Source organism: Kitasatospora sp. NPDC032757 (assembly GCF_055579305.1).
Window position 1 is genome coordinate 61573 of record NZ_JBVINN010000032.1, and the last position, 19808, is coordinate 81380.

Here is a 19808-nt window from a genome sequence, read left to right on the forward strand (position 1 = left end):
TCGGGCACCCCGGCCCGGGACGGTCACGCGGCCCGGTCCGGTGAGGCCGCGCGGGCGTGCAGCGTCACGCCCAGCGCCACCGCGGCCGCGCTCACCAGACCCGCCGCCAGGACACCGGAGTCGCCGGCCGCCGTGCACGCCAGCACCGCCACCGAGGCGGCCGGCAGCAGCGCCTGCTCCGCCCCGGTCTTGACGTGCCGGGCGTGCAGCAGCCAGACGGTGAACAGGTAGAGCGCGGTCGGCACGGTCACCGTCGCGGTGGCCGCCGCCTGGGAGATGTGGGCCTTGTGCACGGCCGACTCCACCGCCACCTCCAGCCCGGCGCCGATCGCCGCCGCCGAGCCGAACACCAGGTAGTGGCCGTACCCCCAGAGGAACGCCTGCCGGTTGGAGCGCAGGTGGTCGTGGACCGGCCGGGCGAAGTAGATCCACCAGGCCGAGAAACAGATCAGCAGGCCGCCGGCGGCGACCGGAAGCAGCCGGCCCAGCCCCTCGTGCTCGTCCACGGCCGACTGCACGGCGACGGTCGCCGCCGCCACCGTCTCGCCGAGCACGATCAGCGTGAACAGGCCGTACCGCTCGGCGATGTGGTGCGGGTGCCAGGGGGTCTGGGTGCGCAGCTCGGCGATCACCGGCACGGACAGCTCGGCCAGGATGCCCAGCGGGATGACGTACGACCGGACGCCGTGCGGCAGCAGCAGCACCACCACCCAGGCGATCTGGCAGACCGTGATCCCGGCCGCGTACCGCAACGCGACCGTGCGCGCCCGTCCCTCCTCGCTGGCGGCGGCGCGCAGCCACTGGGTGACCATGGCGAGGCGCATCACCACGTAGCCGACCACCGAGAGCACCAGGTCCTGGTCGGCGAACATCCTCGGCACACCGGCCGCCAGGATCAGGACGCCGGCGATCTGCACCAGCGTGGTGATCCGGTACAGGACGTCGTCGCAGTCGTACGCGGAGGCGAACCAGGTGAAGTTCATCCAGGCCCACCAGATCGCGAAGAACGCGAAGACGTAGCCGGTCAGGCCGTCACCGTAGTGGCCGTCGGCCAGGTCGTGGGCGAGCTCCCGGCCCGCCTGGCCGACCGCGACGACGAAGCAGAGGTCGAAGAAGAGCTCCAGCGGGGTGGCGACCCGGTGCGGCTCGTCCCGGCTGCGCGGGACCATCCGGCGCAGCGGGTGCCGGTCGACGGCGTGCGGGCGGTGGGCTGCGGCGGATTCGCTGGTCATGGGCGGGGTCTCCGGGCTCCGGGACGGGCGGGCTGCGCCGTCCCGCCGCATCCTGGCAGCGGCCCGGGCCGGGCGCACGCACCGGCGCGGCCCGTACGGCGGGGCCCGCGCCGGTGGCCTGCGGGGCCGCCGCCGGCGTGCCGCCCCGGCCGTGGCGGAGCCCCTCCCGGGAGCCGCCCGCATGCCCGGTTTGGTCCGATTTGCCGTGCCGTCAGCCAGAGTTGACGCCGGGGTGCGCGAACCGGGTGACAGCTCGACGGGTTTCCGGCGCGCCCGCCGTGTACGGCACGGCGGCCCGGATCACCCCGCTAGATTCTTCCCCGGTTGGAAGCGGGCGGGTCCGGAGGGGACCCCACGACACGGGTGGCCTGCGGGCATCGCGGAAGGTCAAGGCCGGTGGCAGGAGAGCGGGGCGGCAGAGCCGTCCTCCCCGTGTCCGCACCACCGGCCTCGTGATCACCGCGCTGCTCGCCAGCGCCTGCCGTGCCGCCCCCGCCACCCCGGGGCCCGCCGAGGCGGACGCGGTGGCTACTTCTCCCAGCCCACCTTGGCGTAGTCGGCGCCGGCCAGGCCGAACGCACCGTAGTTGGCCAGCCCCTTGCGGACCGCCACCACGGTCGGCCGCTGGTACAGCTCGACGGTGTGGCCGAGCTCCCAGATCCTGGCGTCCGCCTGGTTGTAGAGCTTGGCGGCCTCCACCGGGTCGACCGTGCCGGCCGCCTTCTTGAGCAGCTCGTCGATCTCGGGCGTACCGAGCTTGGAGTAGTTGCCGAAGACGTTGTCGCCCTGCGGCAGCCGGAAGTTGAGCAGACTGCTGGAGAGCGGGAACGAGTCGGTGTTGCGCCAGCTCGCGATGTCGAACTTGCCCGTGTTCACGTACTTGGTGAAGAAGTCGTTGGACGGGACCTTGTCGAGTTCGACCTTCACGCCCGCCGCCAGCCACATCGCCTGGGCGGCGGTGGCGAGGTCGAGCTGGGCCTGCGGGGTCGCGTCGTTGATGACGAAGTGCAGGGTCAGCGGCTGGCCGTCCTTGGTGCGCGGCTGGCCGCTGCCGGCCTCCTTCCAACCCGCCTCGTCCAGCGCCTTCTTGGCGGCGGCCAGGTCGAACCTGGCCCACTCGCCGGAGTTGTCCTGGTAGCCGGCCTGGTTGGGCATGAGGATGTGGTTGCCGAGCGGCTTGAACTCCACCGGCACGCCGTTGTTGGCGATCTTGATCAGCGCGGAGCGGTCCAGCGCCTTGCCGAGCGCCTGGCGCACCTTCTGGTCCGCCACTGCACCGCCGCCGCCGAACGAGAGGTGCACCTCGTCCCACGGGCTGGCGGACCGGATCACGGTGTCCTTGGCGTCCTTGAGCTGCCCGTACGCCGTCGCGGTGCCCGCCGTGGCGAGGTCGATCTCGTTGTTGAGGAACGCCTGCGTGGTCGCCGACTGCGACATCACCCGGAAGGTGATCTTGTCGGTCTTGGCCTTCGCCCCCCACCAGGCCTGGTCCGGGACGAGCGTGATGGTCTGCGCCGTCTTGTCCATCGTGCCGATCTTCAGCGCCCCGGCCGTGATCGGGATCTTGTCGATCCAGCCCTTGTTGAAGTCGTCCGCGGTGCCGATCCCGGCCGCCGGGACCAGCGGGCGGAACAGGTTCTGCCAGTCCGCGTACGGCTCCGAGAAGGTCACCTTGACCTCGCTCGCGTCGGCGCCCTGCTCGACGCCGGAGATCAGCTCGTAGCCGGCGGAGTCGGCGATGTTGTAGCCGTCCTTCTTGCCGTTGCTGGCCTCCCAGTCCGCCTTGAAGTCCAGGTAGCCGAGCGGCTTGCCGTCCGACCACTTGGCCTTCGGGTTGAGCTTGTAGGTGATCACCTGCGGGGAGGTCGAGGTGACCTTGGCCTCCAGCAGGTAGTCGGTGACCGGCTTGAACGTGCCGGACTCGTCGGTGGTGAAGAGGTTCGGCTCCAGCGCTCTCATGATCTCGACGCCGTCGCCGTAGCGGCCGTCCACCTGGAACGGGTTCCACTGGGTGATCCACTGGTACAGCGGGAGCCGGACCTCGCCGCCGTCCCGCAGCTGGTCCGGCGACTTGGCGTTGATGTCGATCGAACCCTGCTTGGGGGGCTCGCTCTTGGCCACGCCGTCGGCCGACCCTCCGCCGCCCGAGGTGCACGCGGTGGCCGCGAGCGCCACGGCGAGAGCGAGCGCGGCGGCCCGGCCGAAGCCGCGGGCGGATGTGCTGGAAGCGTCCATGAGGGGTCCCCCCGTGAAATGACTGGTTGTGAGAGTCGGGCGTCGCAAGGTGTGGCGAGGCTTGAGCGTGGGCAGCCAAGTCGGTGCCGGCGGACCGAACGTAACAGCGGATCAGGACGAGTACCAGGGGGAGGAGTTCACCTCTGATCCAAACGAAACAGGCCGCAACACTGCCGCAATACCGCGGCCGTGCACCGGTGCCACACTCGTGACCTGCACCTTTCCCTCACGGCTCGAACAGGGCCACCGACCGAAGGCCACCCACCGATGCCCATCAGACGCGTCGGCCCCGCCCCCACCCCGGGCGGCCGCTGATGCTCCGCTACCTGGCGAAGCGGCTCAGCTACTACGCGGTACTGCTGATCGCCGCCGTGTTCCTGGCGTACGCGCTCTCCGCCGCCGCCCTCCAGCCGCGCACCTACTTCGAGGCCAAGGTGCCGCGGCCGTCCACCGCCTCGGTCGAGCGGCAGCTCACCGACCTCAACCTGAACGACCACACACCGGTCGTCGAACGGTTCGGCCACTGGGCGGGCGGCCTGCTGCTCCACGGCGACCTCGGCCGCACCATCCACGACACCCCCGTGATGGACGACTTCCGCCGCCGGATCTGGGTCTCCCTGCGACTGCTGCTGATCGGCAGCCTGCTCGGCATGGCCCTGGGCGTCGCCGCCGGAGCCTGGAGCGCGGTGCGCCAGTACCGGATATCGGACCGGCTGCTCACCGCCTTCTCCTTCCTCCTGCTCTCCACCCCGGTCTTCCTGGTGGCGCTCTTCCTCAAGAACGGCGCCATCGCCGCCAAGGACGTCGCGGGCCACGAGGTCGTCCCGTTCACCGGCTACGAGACCCCCGGCCTGACCGGCGGCCTCGGCACCCACCTCGGCGACTGGGCGCTGCACCTGCTGCTGCCCACCCTCTCGCTGGCGCTCGGCGGCCTCGCCACCTACAGCCGCTACCAGCGCGGCACCATGCTCGACGTGCTCGGCTCCGACTACCTGCGCACCGCCGAGGCCAAGGGCCTCACCCGCAACCGCGCCCTGCTCAAACACGGGCTGCGGACGGCGGTGATCCCCATGTCGACGATGTTCGCCTACAGCTTCCTCGGCATCTTCACCGGCGCCGCCTTCACCGAGACCATCTTCGGCTGGCACGGCATGGGCGAGTGGTTCATCCAGTCCATCAACGAACAGGACGTCAACGCGGTCGTCGCCGTCAACCTGTTCGCCGCCGTCGTGGTGCTCGCCTCCGGCTTCCTCGCCGACACCCTGCACGCCGCCCTCGACCCGCGTGTGCGGTCATGACCGGAGGAGACCTGCTGTGACCGCCGTCGTCGCGGAGTCCTCCGCGCCCACCCCCGACCCCGCCGCCGCTCCCGGGCCCGCCCCCGCCGTGGCCGGCCGGGGCCGGATCGTCCTCGCCCGGCTGCTCGCCGCCCGCTGGGCGGTGGCCGGCACCGTCATCGTCCTGCTGCTGTTCGCCCTCGCCTTCGGCGGCCAGTACCTCACGCCCTGGGACTACGCCGCCCCGGACTACAACGCGCTGCGCCAACCCCCCTCCGGCACCCACTGGTTCGGCACCAACGGGGTCGGCCAGGACGTCTTCGCGCAGACTGTCCGCGGCCTGCAGAAGTCGCTGGTCATCGGCCTGCTGGTGGCGCTCTTCTCGACCGTGCTGGCATCCCTGTTCGGCGCCTGCGCCGGCTACTTCGGCGGCTGGACCGACCGGGTGCTGATGTTCGTGGTGGACCTCATGCTGGTCTTCCCCAGCTTCCTGATCATCACCATCATCTCGCCCCGGCTCAAAGGCGCCGGCTGGATCGCCTTCGTGCTGCTGCTCGCCCTCTTCAACTGGATGATCACCGCCCGGGTGGTCCGCTCGATGACCATCTCCCTGCGGGAACGCGAGTTCGTCCGGGCCGCGCAGTTCATGGGCGTGCGACCGCTGCGGATCATCACCCGGCACATCCTGCCGAACGTCGCCTCCTTCCTCATCATCGACGCCACCATCGCCGTCGGCGGCGCCGTGATGAGCGAGACCGCGCTCTCCTACTTCGGCTTCGGTGTGAAGGCCCCCGACGTCTCGCTCGGCACCCTGCTCGCCGCCGGCACCTTCGACGCCCCGACCTTCCCCTGGCTGTTCTACTTCGCCGCCGGGCTGCTGGTGCTCTTCGTGCTGGCCGTCAACCTGATCGGGGACGGGCTGCGCGACGCCCTCGACCCCACCGCCGAGGCGGCCCGGGCCCCTCGCCGCCGCCCCCGTTTCCGGAAAGAGCGGAACCGCACGTGACCACCACCGTCGAAACCCCGCTGCCCGCGGCCCCGCTGCTGCACGTCCGCGACCTGCGGGTCGACTTCGCCGGGCCGCGCGGCACCGCCGTCCCCGCCGTCCGCGGCGTCGAGCTCACCCTGCGGCGCGGCGAGACCCTGGGCATCGTCGGCGAGTCGGGCTCCGGCAAGTCCGTCACCGCGCTGGCCGTCCTCGGCCTGCTGCCCGGCACGGCGACCGTCCACGGCTCCGTCCGGCTGGACGGCAAGGAGCTGATCGGCCTGCCCGGCCGCGAACTCGCCGCCCTCCGCGGCCGCCGGGTCGCCATGGTCTTCCAGGACCCGCTCTCCGCCTTCACCCCCGTCTACCGCATCGGCGACCAGATCGTCGAGGCCCTGCGGATCCACCAGCGCCTCGACAAGCCGGCCGCGCGCAGGCGGGCCGCCGAACTCCTCGACCTCGTCGGCATCCCGGCGCCCGACCGCGCGCTGGACAGCTTCCCGCACGAGTTCTCCGGCGGCATGCGCCAGCGCGCGATGATCGCCATGGCCATCGCCAACGACCCCGACATCCTGCTCGCCGACGAGCCCACCACCGCGCTGGACGTCACCATCCAGGCCCAGGTGCTCGACGTGCTGCGCACCGCCCAGCGGGAGACCGGCGCCGCGCTCGTCCTGGTCAGCCACGACCTCGGCGTCATCGCCGGAATGGCCGACCGGGTCGCGGTGATGTACGCGGGCCGGGTGGTGGAGACGGCCGGCGTGGACGAGCTGTTCGCCGCGCCCCGCCACCCGTACACGCTCGGGCTGATCGGCGCGGTGCCACGGCTGGACGCCCGCGGCGGGCCGCTCGTGCCGATCCCCGGCACGCCCGCGCCGATGGCCGAGCTGCCGGCCGGCTGCCCGTTCGCCGCCCGCTGCCCGCTGGTCGAGGACCGGTGCCGGACGGCGGAGCCCGGGCTCGGCGGCCCGGACGGGGGCCGGGGCGGGGGCGGGGGCCGACTCGACGGGGGCTCCGGCGTTGAGGGCCCCGGGGTCGAGGGCTCCGGCGTTGCGGGCGCCGGCGATCATCTGGCGGCGTGCGTCCGGGCCGGGGAGCTGGCCGAGCGGCGGCCGGCGCCGGCCGAGGTGTACCCCGTGCCGGTGGTGCCGCCGGCTTCAGCGGGGGGCACTGCCGGTGTGGGTGCCGCCCGGGAGGAGCGCCTGCCGGTGCTCTCCGTCACCGGCCTCACCAAGACGTTCCCGCTGCTCAAGGGCACCGTCTTCAAGCGCCGGATCGGCGAGGTCTACGCCGTGGACGGCGTCGAGCTGGACATCCGGCAGGGCGAGACCCTCGGCCTGGTCGGCGAGTCCGGCTCCGGCAAGTCCACGACGCTGTTCGAGCTGCTGCGGCTCGCCGCCCCCGAGTCCGGCCGGATCGAACTGCTCGGGCAGGACACCGCCGCACTCTCCCGGGCCGACGCCCACCGGCTCCGGGCCGAGCTGCAGATCGTCTTCCAGGACCCGATGGCCAGCCTCGACCCGCGGATGCCCGTCGGCGACATCGTCGCCGAACCGCTGCGCGCCCAGCGCGCCGCCCGCGAGGAGATCGCCCGCCGGGTGCCCGAACTGCTGCGGCAGGTCGGCCTCGACCCGGCGCACGCCGTCCGCTACCCGCACCAGTTCTCCGGCGGGCAGCGGCAGCGGATATCGATCGCCCGCGCGCTCGCCGTCCGGCCCAAACTGCTGGTCCTCGACGAACCGGTCTCCGCGCTGGACGTCTCCATCCAGGCCGGCGTGCTCAACCTGCTCCAGTCCCTCAAGGCGGAGCTGGGCCTCTCCTACCTCTTCGTCTCGCACGACCTCTCGGTGATCCGGCACCTCGCGGACCGGGTCAGCGTGATGTACCTCGGGCGGACCGTCGAACAGGGCGAGGTCTCCGCCGTCTTCGACCACCCCCGCCACCCCTACACCCGCGCGCTGCTCTCCGCCGTCCCCCTCCCGGACCCGGCCGCCGAACGGGCCCGCACCCGCATCCTGCTGCCCGGCGACCCGCCCTCGCCCACCGCGCGCCGCACCGGCTGCCCGTTCCGCACCCGCTGCCCCGTCTACGCCGGGCTCGACGCCGGGACACGAGCCCGCTGTGAGACCGAGGCCCCACCGCTGACCGGCCCCGCACCGGACGTGGACCACCGGGCGGCCTGCCACTTCCCGGAGTAGCGGCCCGCCGGCACGGCCCTCCGGGAGCAGCAGGAGCAGGCACCGCCGTGAGCGGGAAGTCGGACCGGCCGACTTCCCGCTCCGAGGGCTGCGGTCTCGGCTGCAGTTGTGGCTGTGGCTGTGCCCTGTGTGCCGGCGGCTCGGGGCCTGGTGTGCCAACGCCCGCCGGCCTGGTCACGGAGCGTGTCCGGCCGGTGGCGATTCGGCGGATCGCGCCGACCCCGTGTAATGTTCTCCAGGTCAGCAGGCGCCGCTAGCTCAGTTGGTTAGAGCAGCTGACTCTTAATCAGCGGGTCCGGGGTTCGAGTCCCTGGCGGCGCACATGGCAAGATCTCAGGCCGTCCACTCCGGTGGGCGGCCTGAGGCGTTTCCGGGCGGGTAGGTACCAGGGGTACGCGGTGTCGCTCGCCGCCCGACCGTTGGAGGTACCCGTCCGTGACTCCGCCGAACGCGCGCTCGATCCCCGAGGAGCTGTTGCTGCTCTGCGCCGATCCGGTGCGCGGCCGACTGCGCACCCCGTACTCCACCCTCCACCGGGTGATCGCGGGCGGCGTCGTCGCAGAGCTGCTGATGAGCGGCGCGATCACCGTCGAGGGGCGGCGGATCACCGGGTTCCAACCGCTGGGCGCGCACGACGAGGTCGGGGCCGGCGTGCTCGCGCGGCTGGAGAAGGCGGGCAAGCGCGATCAGCGGCTCGGCCTGGACCTCGTGATCCGCCGGGTCCCGCGCAAGCCCGGGCCGGCCCCCTTCCTCGACCGGCTGACCTCCGACGGCCTGCTCGTGGTGGAGACACGCCGCTTCCTCGGCCTGCCCTACCGGCGCCATGCGGCGACGCGGCCGGCCATGGGGCAGGAGATCTCCGCGCGGGTGGCCGCCACGCTCGCGCACGAGGGCGACGAGTCACCGGCGGCCGAGCGGGACCGGCAGCTGGCCGGGCTGATCGGTGCGGCGCGGCTGGAGCGCCGGCTCTACCCGGGGTCGGCGGGTGCCCCGACCCGGCGGGCCGTGCGGCGGCTCACCAAGGAACTGCCGATCGCCGGGGCGGTCCGGCGGGTCATCACCTCGGACTCCGCGGCGGGCAGCACGAGCTGAGCCGGGCTCCCGGGCTGTCAGGCTGCCCCGGCTTTCGGGCTGCCCCGACTGCCCCGGGGAGGGACGCGGGCGGGCGGTCGTGCCCCGGTGCGCGGGACGGCCGGCGCGTCACCGGCGGGCAGTCGGCGCGTCACCGGCGGGCAGCCGGGTGCCTCGTCGGGCAGCCCGGCTCAGCACGTGTCGAGGATCGCCGAGGCCACCGCGTCCGGGCGGTCGAACATCATCAGGTGGCCGGCCGGCGCGGTGGTGCGGAAGTCGGCCCCGAGCAGCGCGGCGAGGTCCCGCTGGCTGCCCAGCCACTCCTGGGTGCGTCGGATCCGGCACCCGTCGTCGGCGGCGAGCACGGTGACCGGCAGTTCGTCCGGCAGCGGCGCGGAGACGCGCAGTTCGGCAAGCGCGGCGGCCAGGTCCAGGTAGGCCGCGTTCTCCCGGAGCAGGGCGCGCAGGGCCCGCCCGGTCCGGTAGCAGTGCCGGACCAGCGGTGCCGGCGCGAGGTCCTCGCGCCGGACGGTGGACGCCCGGGCGACCAGCCGCCGCACGGTGGGCCCGATCAGGTACGGCACCGCGACGGCCGTGGCCGCGCCCGCGACCGTGCGGGCCGCCAGGTCACGCAGCCCCGGCGCCGGAAGCGGCCGCGGATCCGGTTCGACGCTGCCGTCCAGCAGGACCAGCCCGGCCGTCCGCTCGGGGTGGAGCCGGGCGAAGGCCTCCACGTGGAACCCCGCCAGTGAATGGCCCGCCACCGTGCACGGCTCGCGGAGCCCGAGCGCGTCCAGGACGCCCCGGATGCGCTCCGCCTCGCCCACCAGCGTCGGGCCGGACCGGCCGGCGGCCTCCGGCGCGCTCAGCCCGTAGCCGGGGCGGTCGAAGCGGACCACGGTGCGGTAAGGGGTGAGGAAGGGGACGACCAGATCCCAGTCGAACCAGCTGCTGCCGAGCCCGCCGGTGAGCAGGCAGACCGGGCCGCTGCCCTCGGTCCGGACGTGCAGGGGCGTGCCGTCGATGCGCAGGAACATCGCCGCCGAGGCCGCTCCGGCCGCCACCCCCGTGCCCGGTCGCGGTCCTGCCCCCGAGCCTGCCCCCGGGCTGGTCATCGCGGCTCCACCTCTTCGCTGCGGGCTTCTCGCCCGGCCCCCCGGTCTTCCCCGGCCGGTTCCTCGCCGGCCCGCTCCTGGCCGGCCCGGACCAGGCGCGCGGCCGGCACGGCCGACCCGAGCGCGACCAGGAGCACCTCCAGCGCCCAGGCCGTGTACGCCACCGCGCTGAGCAGCAGAAGAGCGGCGACGACGACGAGCCGAGCGTTCCGGCGACCGGGGCGGGGGCTGGACACGTTTCCACCCTAACCGGGCAGAAAAGTCCACCCCAACCAGGCGGAAACGGGCATCCTGGCTCGGCAATGAACACTCGACCGCCCCCGGCGGTGCGAGGCACCCCTGCGGACCGTGTATTGTTCTCGGAGTCAGCAGGCGCCGCTAGCTCAGTTGGTTAGAGCAGCTGACTCTTAATCAGCGGGTCCGGGGTTCGAGTCCCTGGCGGCGCACAGACATTGGGGAGCCTCTCGCAGCAGCGAGGGGCTCCCCGATTTTTTTGCCCATCGACGTCCGTTTTGTGTGTGATGTCGGTCTCGCTTGCCGCTCCGGTGGAGCCAACCGACCCGTTCGACGCGTTTTGGGCTGTAAACCGGAAATGGGACAAAGGTTCCCGACCCTCGATGTCCCACGCCGTGCAGGCCGGCACGGTCCGCCCGCAGGAAAGGCCGCCGCTTTGTCCAGAAACGCCCGGAGCGGCCGCCGCGTGCCGACCGTCCGTCTCCGCCCGGTGAAGAGCCTGAAGCGTTCGTCGGAGCGCCCCGACGGCGGCGCCGGAGGCACGAACGGTGGCGGGACCGGCGGCAGGAAGGCCCGCCGTCCGAAGCGCACCGGCTGGCGCCGGCTGATCCCGACCTGGCGGCTCACCCTGCTCGGCTTCACCGCCGCCCTGCTCCTCGGCGTCGGCTTCTTCGCCCTGGGCATCACCCTGGTGAAGGTGCCGGACGCGCACGCCGCCGCGACCGCCCAGAGCAACACCTGGCTCTACCGGGACGGCTCGGTGATCGCCCGGACCGGCCAGACCAACCGGCAGAACGTCCCCCTCGACAAGGTCTCCCCCGCCGCCCAGCACGCCGCGCTCGCCGCCGAGGACCGCAACTTCTACCACGAGGGCGCCGTCAACGTGCCCGGCCTGGTCCGCGCCGCCGTCAAGACCGCCCAGGGCGAGGGCACCCAGGGCGGCTCCACGATCACCCAGCAGTACGTGAAGAACACCTACCTGAGCCAGAAGCAGTCCATCACTCGCAAGGTGAAGGAACTCTTCATAGCGATCAAGGTGGATGCCACCCAGTCCAAGGACGACGTCCTCTCCGGCTACCTCAACACCTCCTACTACGGGCGCGGCGCGTACGGCATCCAGGCCGCCGCCCAGCAGTACTTCGGCGTCGACGCGTCCGCGCTCGACCCTGCCCAGGGCGCCTACCTGGCCGCCCTGCTGAACGCACCGAGCGCGTACGACGTCGCCACCGCGACCCCGGCGGGCAAGCAGAACGCGGTGAACCGCTGGAACTACGTCCTGGACGGCATGGTGAAGGAGGGCTGGCTCTCCGCCGAGGAGCGGACCGCCACCACCTTCCCCGAGGTCAGGGACCCGCAGGCCCAGCTCGGCCTCTCCGGCCAGGCCGGCTACCTGGTCAACGCCGCGACCGAGTACCTCACCAGCAACCAGATCATCGGCGAGTCCGAGCTGGCCAAGGGCGGCTACACCATCAAGCTGAGCATCGACCCGGCGCGCCAGCAGGCCCTCCAGGACTCCGTCCAGGTGCAGTTGCACGACACCCTCAACCCGGACAAGCGGAAGAAGGACGCGGCCGCCCAGGCCGGCGCCGTCTCCGTCGACCCGAAGACCGGCGCCGTGGCCGCCCTCTACGGCGGGGCCGACTACACCAAGCACTACATCGACAACGCGACGAGGCGGGACTACCAGGCCGGCTCCACCTTCAAGGCGATCGCCCTGGCGGCGGCTCTGGAGAACGACGCCAAGACCCAGTCCGGCCAGACCGTCACCCCGCGAACCGTCTACGACGGCACCAGCGGCCGCAAGGTCCGCGGCGGGAAGGGCACCCCCTACGCACCGCCGAACGAGGGCGACAAGAGCTACGGCCAGATCACCCTCCAGCAGGCCACCGACTGGTCGGTGAACTCGGCGTTCGCCCAGCTCGCCCAGGACACCGGACTGCAGAAGGTGCGGGACACCGGCATCGCGCTCGGACTGCCCAGCAGCACCCCCGGCCTCGACCCGGTACCGTCCATCCCGCTCGGCGCCGCCACCCCGAGCGTGCTCGACATGGCCGGCGTGTACGCCACGCTGGACAACGGCGGCAAGCAGATCACCCCGTGGCTGGTGCAGTCGGTGGACCGCGAGGGCGAGGCGCTCCAGCTACCGGCCCACAAGACCACCCAGGCGATCGGCGAGGAGACCGCGCGCGAGGTGACGGCCATGCTCCAGGGCGTGGTGAGCGACCCGGGCGGCACCGGCTGGCGCGCCAAGTCCCTCGGCCGCCCGGTGGCCGGCAAGACCGGCACGACCGACGACCAGAAGTCGGTCTGGTTCGTCGGGTACACCCCCGAGCTGGTGACCTCGGTCGCCCTGTTCGGCCAGGACCCCGCCAGCGGCGCCCAGGTCAGCCTCAGCGGTACCGGCGGGATCGACGGCGCGGCGGGCGGCCAGTACCCCGCGCAGATCTGGACCAGCTACATGAAGGCCGCGCTGAAGGGCCAGCCGGTCACGGACTTCCCCTCGCCCTCGGACAAGGGCGACTCCTGGTCGGGCGGCAGCGACACGCCGTCGGGCGGTTCGGACAGCTCCTCCACCCCGTCCGGGGCTCCCTCCGCCCCGGCCTCGCCGGACGGCGGCGCGGACTCCGGCGCCTCGCCGAGCGGCTCGGGGACGTCCGGCTCCTCGGGGACGTCCGGTGGGCAGGGCGGCTCGCGCCCCGGCGGCGGGGCGAGCACCGCGCCCACCCAGCCGACCGCCCCGCCCACGTCCCAGCCGACCACTCAGCCGACCACCCAGCCGACCGGCAGGCCCACCCGGACGCCGACGCCGACGACCGGCCCGACCACCGCGCCGACCACCGGCCCGACCACCGCGCCCCAGCCGACGGGCGGCACGGGCGGCGCGGGCGGGTCGGGCGGGTCGGGCGGGTCGGGTTCGGGCGCCGGGGCGAACGTGCTGGCGGGGACCGGGCAGTAGCGGGGCGGCCGGTCGGTCGGCTGGTTGGCTGGCCGGGGGTACCGGACGGCTGGTGGTCGGGGTGCCGAGCGGCCGTTGCGCGGCGGTGGGCAGTTGTCCATAAATCTGCCGTTGCGCACAGTTGGGGGCAGGACCAAATGCCGGAATGGCGCCTTACCGAACCGATGGCATGACTGTCACAATGCGTCGGTGTACAGCTCAAAGCCCCTGCTCGGCCGATCCTCGGGCAGAACCCTCGGTCTCACCCTCGCGCTGGTCTCCGCCGTCTCCTTCGGAGGCTCCGGCACAGCCGCCAAACCGCTGATCGAGGCCGGCCTCTCGCCGCTGCACGTGGTCTGGCTCCGTGTGACCGGCGCCGCCGTGGTCCTGCTCCCGCTCGCCTACCGCCACCGCGACGCGGTGCTCCGGCGGCCCGGCGTGCTGCTCGGCTTCGGCCTGCTCGCCGTGGCCGGTGTCCAGGCCTGCTACTTCGCGGCCATCTCCCGGATCCCGGTCGGCGTCGCACTGCTCATCGAATACCTCGGGCCGCCGCTGCTCATCGGCTATGTGAAGTTCGTCCAGCGCAAGCCGATCAGCCGGGGCTCGGCCATCGGCGCCGGCGTCGCCGTGGCCGGACTCGCCTGCGTGGTGGAAGTCTGGAACGGCCTGAGCTTCGACGCCCTGGGCGTCCTGTTCGCCCTCGGGGCGGCATGCTGCCAGGTCGGCTACTTCGTCCTGGCCGACGCCGGAAGCCGGGGCGACCGCCCCGTCGACCCGCTCGCCCTCAGCGCGTTCGGCCTGCTGATCGGCGCCGTCGTGCTCACCGCGTTCACCAGCCCGTGGAACGCCGACTGGGGCCCGCTCGGCGGGGACGTCGTCATGAACGGGCACTCGCTGCCCGCACTGATCCCGGCCGCCTGGATGATCCTCATCGCGACCGTGCTCGCCTATCTGACCGGTGTGATCGCCGTCCAGCACCTGTCGCCCCCGGTCGCCGGGGTGGTGGCCAACCTGGAGGCGGTCGTCGCCACCGTCCTGGCCTGGATCCTGCTCGGCGAGCACCTGGGCGTGCCGCAGATGGCCGGCGGCCTGCTCGTCCTGGCCGGCGCCTTCGCGGCCCAGGCGAGCAAGCCCGCCACGGCATCCGCGGAGGTGGACGCGGCGATGGGCGCGAAGATGCCTGACGCGGGCGCGGCGGCGGGAGAGGCGGGAGCAGCGGCGGGCGCAACCGCGCTGGGCGAGCGGCTCGCACGTGCTGCCGCGGAGCGGGGCGTCGGAGGGCAGGACGTCGCAGGGCAGAGCATCGGAGAGCACGGCGTCGGAGGGCAGGGTGTCGAGGACCGGCCCGTTGCCGAGCCCGGGGTCAGTGGCCGACCCAGCCGAACCAGTCGAGGTGGTTGAGCGGCCACACCACGGCCGAGACCGGCCCGACCACGTTGTCCACCGGCACGGCGCCGCCGCCCGGGCCGCGCTGGTGGTAACGCGAGTCGGCGGAGTCGCTCCGGTGGTCGCCCTCCACCCAGACGTAGCCCTGGGGCACCGTCACCGGGCCGAAGTCCAGCCCCGCGCAGGAGTCGTCCCCGGGGTGGAGGTACGGCTCGTCCACCTTGGTTCCGTTGACGGTCAGCGTGGTGCCCGAACACTGCACGGTCTGGCCGCCCGTCGCGATGACCCGCTTGACCAGGTAGTTGTCGTCCTTCGGCGGCACCAGGCCGACGAAGCTGAGCGCCGAGCCCACTGCCCGCGAGATCGGGTTGCCGTCGGTCGGCTGCGGCGGCAGCCAGTCCCCCGGGTCCTTGAACACGACCGGCTCGCCCTGCTTCGGTTCCCAGCCGGTGAGCGGGGCGAGCTTGTTCACGCCGACCCGGTCGCCGATCCGCAGCGTGTTCTCCATCGACCCGGAGGGGATGGTGAACACCTGGAACAGGCAGGTCTTGATCAGCAGCGCGACCACCAGCCCGACCGCCGCCATCGCGGGGATCTCTATCCACCACGGCCGCTGACGACGCCCCGACCGCCGGTCCTTCGATCCTCTCGGCGGCTTCGGGCCGTTCGATGACCTCGCGCCCTTGCGCGCCTTCCGGCTGCGCGCCCGCCGCGCCGCGGCACGGCCGCCGACGGGCGCATCGGAATCGCCGGGATCACCGTGGCCGGCGCCGGCGGCCCAGGCCTGGCCGGTCCCGGCATCGCCGTGCGTATCGGGCAGGTTCACCGCCATCGTCGCTGCTCCACCTCTCCGGCTGGGGGAACCTGCACGCTACGCCAACCGCGAAGCCTCGCGAAATCGGGCATTTACCCGCGCCAGACATCACGCCCCGGCTACGGGCCTCCGCCGTACCCTCTGCGGTCGGCGAGTCCGGAGACGATCTCGAGGGTAGCCGCCGATGCCCGGGAAGGCCCGGAATCCCCCCGAAGGCACGGGAACCCTCTGTAAGGCCGGGAAGGCCCGGGAACGACCCGGAAGGCCCGAGAATAGCCCTGAATGCCTCTGAATGACCCTGAAGGCTCTGAAGCCCCGGGCGGCCTGGAGGCGCCCTGGGGGCGCCGGGGCGGGTTCGTCAGCCGGCGACGTTCTGGCCGGTCACCGCATCGCTGGCGATCTTCTCGTGGTGCCGAATGACCTCGGCGATGATGAAGTTGAGGAACTTCTCCGCGAACACCGGGTCCAGGTGCGCCCCGGCAGCCAGCTCCCGCAGGCGCTTGATCTGGTCCCGTTCCCGCGCCGGGTCGGCCGGGGGCAGCTTGTGCTCGGCCTTGAGCCGACCGACCCGCTGGGTCGCCTTGAACCGCTCGGCCAGCATGTGGACCACCGCGGCGTCGATGTTGTCGATGCTCTCGCGCAGGCTGGTCAGCTCGGCCCGTACGGCATCGTCGATCCCCTTGGGCAGTCCGGCATCGGGGGTCGTGGGGTGATCCGTCATCGGGGCGGCTCCGCGGCTCTCTGGTTGGTGGGCACCCGGCCGTCCGAGGCCGGGGATCAGGCCCGGGCAAATCTAACAGGGCACCCGGTCCGGATCCGCACCATTTGGCGTATCCGTCCACGATCCGGACAGCGCCTGGACCAGCGGTCGCCTCCGGCCCCGAGCCTGCCGGTTTCCCGCCACGGCACCTCCGGGCGCTTCCTGTGATCCGCCCCCGGCCTGCCCGTAGTCTGGTGCGCGGCATGACCGGAAGTGACGACTCAGCAGTTCCTCAGTGATGGAGGTACCGATCGTGGCAACCACGCGCACCGCACGCACCGCTTGGGAAGGCAACCTGCTCGACGGCAAGGGCCAGGTGACCTTCGCCTCGTCCGGCATCGGCGAGTACCCGGTCTCCTGGCCGGCCCGGGCCGAGGAGCCGAACGGCAAGACCAGCCCGGAGGAGCTCATCGCGGCCGCTCACTCCGCGTGCTTCTCGATGGCCCTCTCGCACGGCCTGGCCGGCGCGGGCAACCCGCCCACCAAGCTCGACACCCAGGCCGATGTCACCTTCCAGCCGGGCACCGGCATCACCGGCATCCACCTGACCGTCATCGGCGAGGTGCCCGGCCTGGACGAGGCCGGCTTCGTGAAGGCCGCCGAGGACGCCAAGGCGAACTGCCCGGTCAGCCAGGCCCTCACCGGAACGACCATCACCCTCACGGCCAAGCTGGCCTGACCCTCCGACGATTCGGCGGGACCGCGACCACGGAGCGTTGCGGCCCGGCCGGACGGCGCGTTCCGGCGCTCGACAAGCGCCCTGGGGCGCACTGTGGAGCACACGCCCCTGGTGCACATCATGTGATGTGCACCAGGGGCGTCCGCATGTACCGCCACACATAATCGGAAAGCGGGCGAATCACCCTGGCGGCGGTTACCGCGCGTTGCCGCCGCGTCCTATGATCGGCCGCAACGCCCTGTTCTTCACGCGGATCCCCGCCCGAGCGCTCCTCCGCGAGCGCTCCGCACCGGACTGCGAGGACCTCGACAGAGTGCGGGAGCCGGCCGCCGCAGTTCCGGGTGACCGGCCGGACCAGCGTCAAGCGTCAGCAGCGGACGGGAGCATGCCGTGCCGGGCCAGAACGAGGGGGCCGACGCACACCACCCAGGCGTGCGGCACGAGGAACCGCAACACCACCGCCGCCTCCGGTCTCCGATCCTCCGGCCCGCCGACGACAGCGCCGCCGGCAGCGCGACCAGTGGCGGGCCCACCGACTTCGGCCCCGTGAACGGCGGTTCCGGCAAGGGCGGCTCCGTCAACGACATTCCGACCAACGGCGGCTCCGGCAACGACAGTCCGACCAACGGCACTCCGACCAACGGCGGCTCCGGCAACGACAGTCCGACCAACGGCGCGGCCGTCGGCACTGCTCTGGACGACATTCGCGGAAGCGCCGTCGACACCGCGAACGGCGGCCCTTCTCCGGTACTGCCGAAGGCTCCGCCCGGCGCCGACGCCGGCCCCCGGGACACGGAGCGTGCGGGTGGCGCGGACGGCGCCGACATCGTCCTTTGCCCGACCTGCTCGGCCCCGCTCGCCAGTGGCACGCACCGGCCCGCCGACGTGGTGGACCTGCCACCCGGAGGGCCCGACCGGCTGCTGGCCGCACTGAGCGCGAGCGAGTCCCGGTTCCGCGCCGCCTTCTGCGACGCCGGCATCGGCATGGCCCTGATCGACCCCGAGGACCGGATCATCGAGGTCAACCCCGCCTTCGCCGCCCTGATCGGCTGCGGGGTCGGCGAACTGGTCCGCACCCCCATCCGTGAGGTCATCGACCCGGAGGGCATGCCGGACCGGCTCTTCCCCGCGCTGGTCCGCGGCGAACGCGAACGGCTCCGTGTCGAGAAGCAGCTCAGGCACCGCGAGGGCCGCACGGTCTGGAGCAAGGTGACCATCTCCCTGATCCGGGACGGCTCGGGCAGTCCGCTCTACACCCTCGCGATGGTCGAGGACATCACCGAGCAGCGCCGGCTCGGCGACCGCCTGGAGTACCAGGCCCTGCACGACCCGCTGACCAGGCTTCCCAACCGGACGTTCTTCTTCGAACGGCTCGACGCCGCCTGCCTCTCGGTGACGGCCGGCCCGGTGGCCAAGAGCGGGGGCACGGTGGGCGGCCTGGGTGCGATTGACGGCCCGGGCGCGGGGGCGGACCCTCGCGGGGACTCCGGGGCGGCGGACGCGGGGGCGGGTACTCCGGCGGCGGGTGCATCCGGAGCGGGTTCAGCCGGAGCGGGTACCACCGCGGCGGACGGCCGCCGGGTGGGCGTCTGCTATCTGGACCTCGACGGCTTCGCCGCGATCAACGAGACCCTCGGACACCACATCGGCGACCAGTTGCTGATCGCCGTCGCCACCCGGCTGCGCCGCGGGTTCTCCGAACGCAGCGCCCACCTGGTGGCGCGGATGGGCGGCGACGAGTTCGCCGTCCTGGTGACCGACAGCCGGGGCAGCGACCAGCTGACCGAGCTGGCCGCCCGGATCCTCGAAGCGCTGGAGCGCCCCTTCGACGTGGCCGGACACCGGCTGGTGGTGACCGCCAGCGTCGGCGTCGTCGAACGCTCCGTGCACGAGACCACACCGACCGACCTGGTCAAGGACGCCGACGCCACCCTCTACTGGTCCAAGGCGGACGGCCGGGCCCGCTGGACCCTCTACGACCCGGACCGGGGCGCCCACCAGCTGACCCGCCAGCTGCTCACGACCGCACTCCGCCCGGCTCTGGAACGCGGCGAGTTCACCATCGAGTACCAGCCCCTCGTCGGCCTCGCCGACGGGGCGGTGCACGGCGCGGAGGCCCTGGTCCGCTGGCGTCACCCCCGCTACGGGACGCTCTCCCCCGACCGCTTCATCCCGCTCGCCGAGGAGTCCGGCGCGATCGTGCCGCTCGGCAAGTGGGTCCTGGAGGAGTCCTGCCGTCAGGCGCACCGCTGGCTCACCGAGTTCCCCGACACCGAGACCTTCGTGAGCGTCAACCTGGCCGCCCGCCAGATCTGGGACTCGGACGTGGTCGCCGACGTGGCCCAGGCGCTCGACAGCACCGGCCTGCCGGCCCGGCTGCTGCAGCTGGAGATCACCGAGAGCGCGTTGCTGGGCCCCGGAGGGCGACCGCTGCAGGCTCTGCAGGCCCTCGCCGACATGGGCGTCCGGATCGCGATCGACGACTTCGGCACCGGCTACTCCAACCTGGCGTACCTCTCCCGGCTGCCGGTGCACGTCCTGAAGCTGGACGGCACCTTCATCGAGGGATTCCGTGACCCGGCCCCCGCCGGCCGGCCGGAACTCCCCGCGTTCAGCTCCCGCCGGAGCGACGCCGACGAGCAGATCGTCGGCGCGATGGTGCAGCTGGCGCACACCCTCGGCCTGACCGTCACCGCCGAGGGGATCGAGAGCGCGGCCCAGGCCGAACGGCTGCGGCTGACCGGCTGCGACACCGCCCAGGGCTGGTACTTCGCCAGGCCAGGCGAGGCCGAACTCGTCGCGGCCATACTGCGGGAGAGCCGCCCGGAGGTGGACGGAGCGCCCGGCGGCGCCTGAGCGGTAGGGCGCCCGAGCAGGAGCGATCGCC

The 19808-nt window shown here is 72.8% G+C and carries 14 protein-coding genes and 2 tRNA genes; 10 read left to right on the forward strand and 6 right to left on the reverse strand.

Features of this window, described 5'->3' with window-relative positions; genetic code table 11:
- Positions 1–23 precede the first annotated feature (23 nt).
- Entirely contained in the window at positions 24–1232 is a 1209-nt protein-coding gene (locus tag ACZ5WK_RS28740) for a low temperature requirement protein A (RefSeq protein WP_465551515.1), read from the reverse strand.
- A gap of 528 nt (positions 1233–1760) precedes the next feature.
- Positions 1761–3467, reverse strand: a complete 1707-nt coding sequence (locus ACZ5WK_RS28745; RefSeq protein WP_465551517.1) for an ABC transporter family substrate-binding protein — start codon at positions 3465–3467, stop codon at positions 1761–1763.
- A gap of 314 nt (positions 3468–3781) precedes the next feature.
- On the opposite strand from ACZ5WK_RS28745, the gene ACZ5WK_RS28750 reads away from it, so the two are divergent.
- The 5 genes from ACZ5WK_RS28750 to ACZ5WK_RS28770 all read left to right on the forward strand — a co-directional run bounded on the left by ACZ5WK_RS28750 (position 3782) and on the right by ACZ5WK_RS28770 (position 9019).
- Entirely contained in the window at positions 3782–4765 is a 984-nt protein-coding gene (locus tag ACZ5WK_RS28750) for an ABC transporter permease (protein WP_465551519.1), read from the forward strand.
- A 16-nt stretch (positions 4766–4781) separates the two neighbouring features.
- Complete coding sequence (locus ACZ5WK_RS28755; RefSeq protein WP_465551521.1) at positions 4782–5750, forward strand: ABC transporter permease; 969 nt, start codon at positions 4782–4784, stop codon at positions 5748–5750.
- On the forward strand, positions 5747–7927 hold the full coding sequence (locus tag ACZ5WK_RS28760) for a dipeptide ABC transporter ATP-binding protein (protein ID WP_465551523.1): 2181 nt from the start codon (positions 5747–5749) through the stop codon (positions 7925–7927). Before ACZ5WK_RS28755 ends, ACZ5WK_RS28760 begins: the two co-directional genes overlap by 4 nt.
- Positions 7928–8174: 247 nt before the next feature.
- Positions 8175–8248 (forward strand) — tRNA-Lys (locus ACZ5WK_RS28765).
- Positions 8249–8362: 114 nt separating this feature from the next.
- Positions 8363–9019 (forward strand): GOLPH3/VPS74 family protein, encoded by a 657-nt coding sequence (locus tag ACZ5WK_RS28770; RefSeq protein WP_465551525.1) that lies wholly within the window; start codon positions 8363–8365, stop codon positions 9017–9019.
- A 170-nt stretch (positions 9020–9189) separates the two neighbouring features.
- On the opposite strand, the gene ACZ5WK_RS28775 is transcribed toward ACZ5WK_RS28770, so the two are convergent.
- Entirely contained in the window at positions 9190–10113 is a 924-nt protein-coding gene (locus ACZ5WK_RS28775; protein ID WP_465551527.1) for an alpha/beta fold hydrolase, read from the reverse strand.
- Positions 10110–10349, reverse strand: a complete 240-nt coding sequence (locus ACZ5WK_RS28780; RefSeq protein WP_465551529.1) for a hypothetical protein — start codon at positions 10347–10349, stop codon at positions 10110–10112. The genes ACZ5WK_RS28775 and ACZ5WK_RS28780 overlap by 4 nt, the downstream gene beginning before the upstream one ends.
- 136 nt (positions 10350–10485) lie before the next feature.
- On the opposite strand from ACZ5WK_RS28780, the gene ACZ5WK_RS28785 reads away from it, so the two are divergent.
- From ACZ5WK_RS28785 to ACZ5WK_RS28795, 3 genes are all read left to right on the forward strand, one after another.
- Positions 10486–10559, forward strand: a tRNA-Lys gene (locus tag ACZ5WK_RS28785).
- A 254-nt stretch (positions 10560–10813) separates the two neighbouring features.
- Positions 10814–13303, forward strand: coding sequence for a transglycosylase domain-containing protein (locus ACZ5WK_RS28790; protein WP_465551531.1), 2490 nt, complete (start codon positions 10814–10816; stop codon positions 13301–13303).
- A 207-nt stretch (positions 13304–13510) separates the two neighbouring features.
- Complete coding sequence (locus ACZ5WK_RS28795) at positions 13511–14683, forward strand: EamA family transporter (RefSeq protein ID WP_465551585.1); 1173 nt, start codon at positions 13511–13513, stop codon at positions 14681–14683.
- Here ACZ5WK_RS28795 and lepB read toward each other — a convergent pair.
- Together lepB and ACZ5WK_RS28805 are read right to left on the reverse strand one after the other, a co-directional pair.
- Positions 14646–15254 (reverse strand): signal peptidase I, encoded by a 609-nt coding sequence (gene lepB / locus ACZ5WK_RS28800; protein WP_396322658.1) that lies wholly within the window; start codon positions 15252–15254, stop codon positions 14646–14648. The two genes, ACZ5WK_RS28795 and lepB, sit on opposite strands and share 38 nt — an antisense overlap.
- Positions 15255–15840: 586 nt before the next feature.
- Complete coding sequence (locus ACZ5WK_RS28805; RefSeq protein ID WP_465551533.1) at positions 15841–16203, reverse strand: chorismate mutase; 363 nt, start codon at positions 16201–16203, stop codon at positions 15841–15843.
- Between the two features lie 292 nt (positions 16204–16495).
- Here ACZ5WK_RS28805 and ACZ5WK_RS28810 point away from each other — a divergent pair, with 292 nt between their 5' ends.
- Both ACZ5WK_RS28810 and ACZ5WK_RS28815 read left to right on the forward strand, forming a co-directional pair.
- Entirely contained in the window at positions 16496–16921 is a 426-nt protein-coding gene (locus ACZ5WK_RS28810; RefSeq protein WP_465551535.1) for an OsmC family protein, read from the forward strand.
- 546 nt (positions 16922–17467) lie between these two features.
- On the forward strand, positions 17468–19777 hold the full coding sequence (locus tag ACZ5WK_RS28815; protein ID WP_465551537.1) for a putative bifunctional diguanylate cyclase/phosphodiesterase: 2310 nt from the start codon (positions 17468–17470) through the stop codon (positions 19775–19777).
- Positions 19778–19808 lie beyond the last annotated feature (31 nt).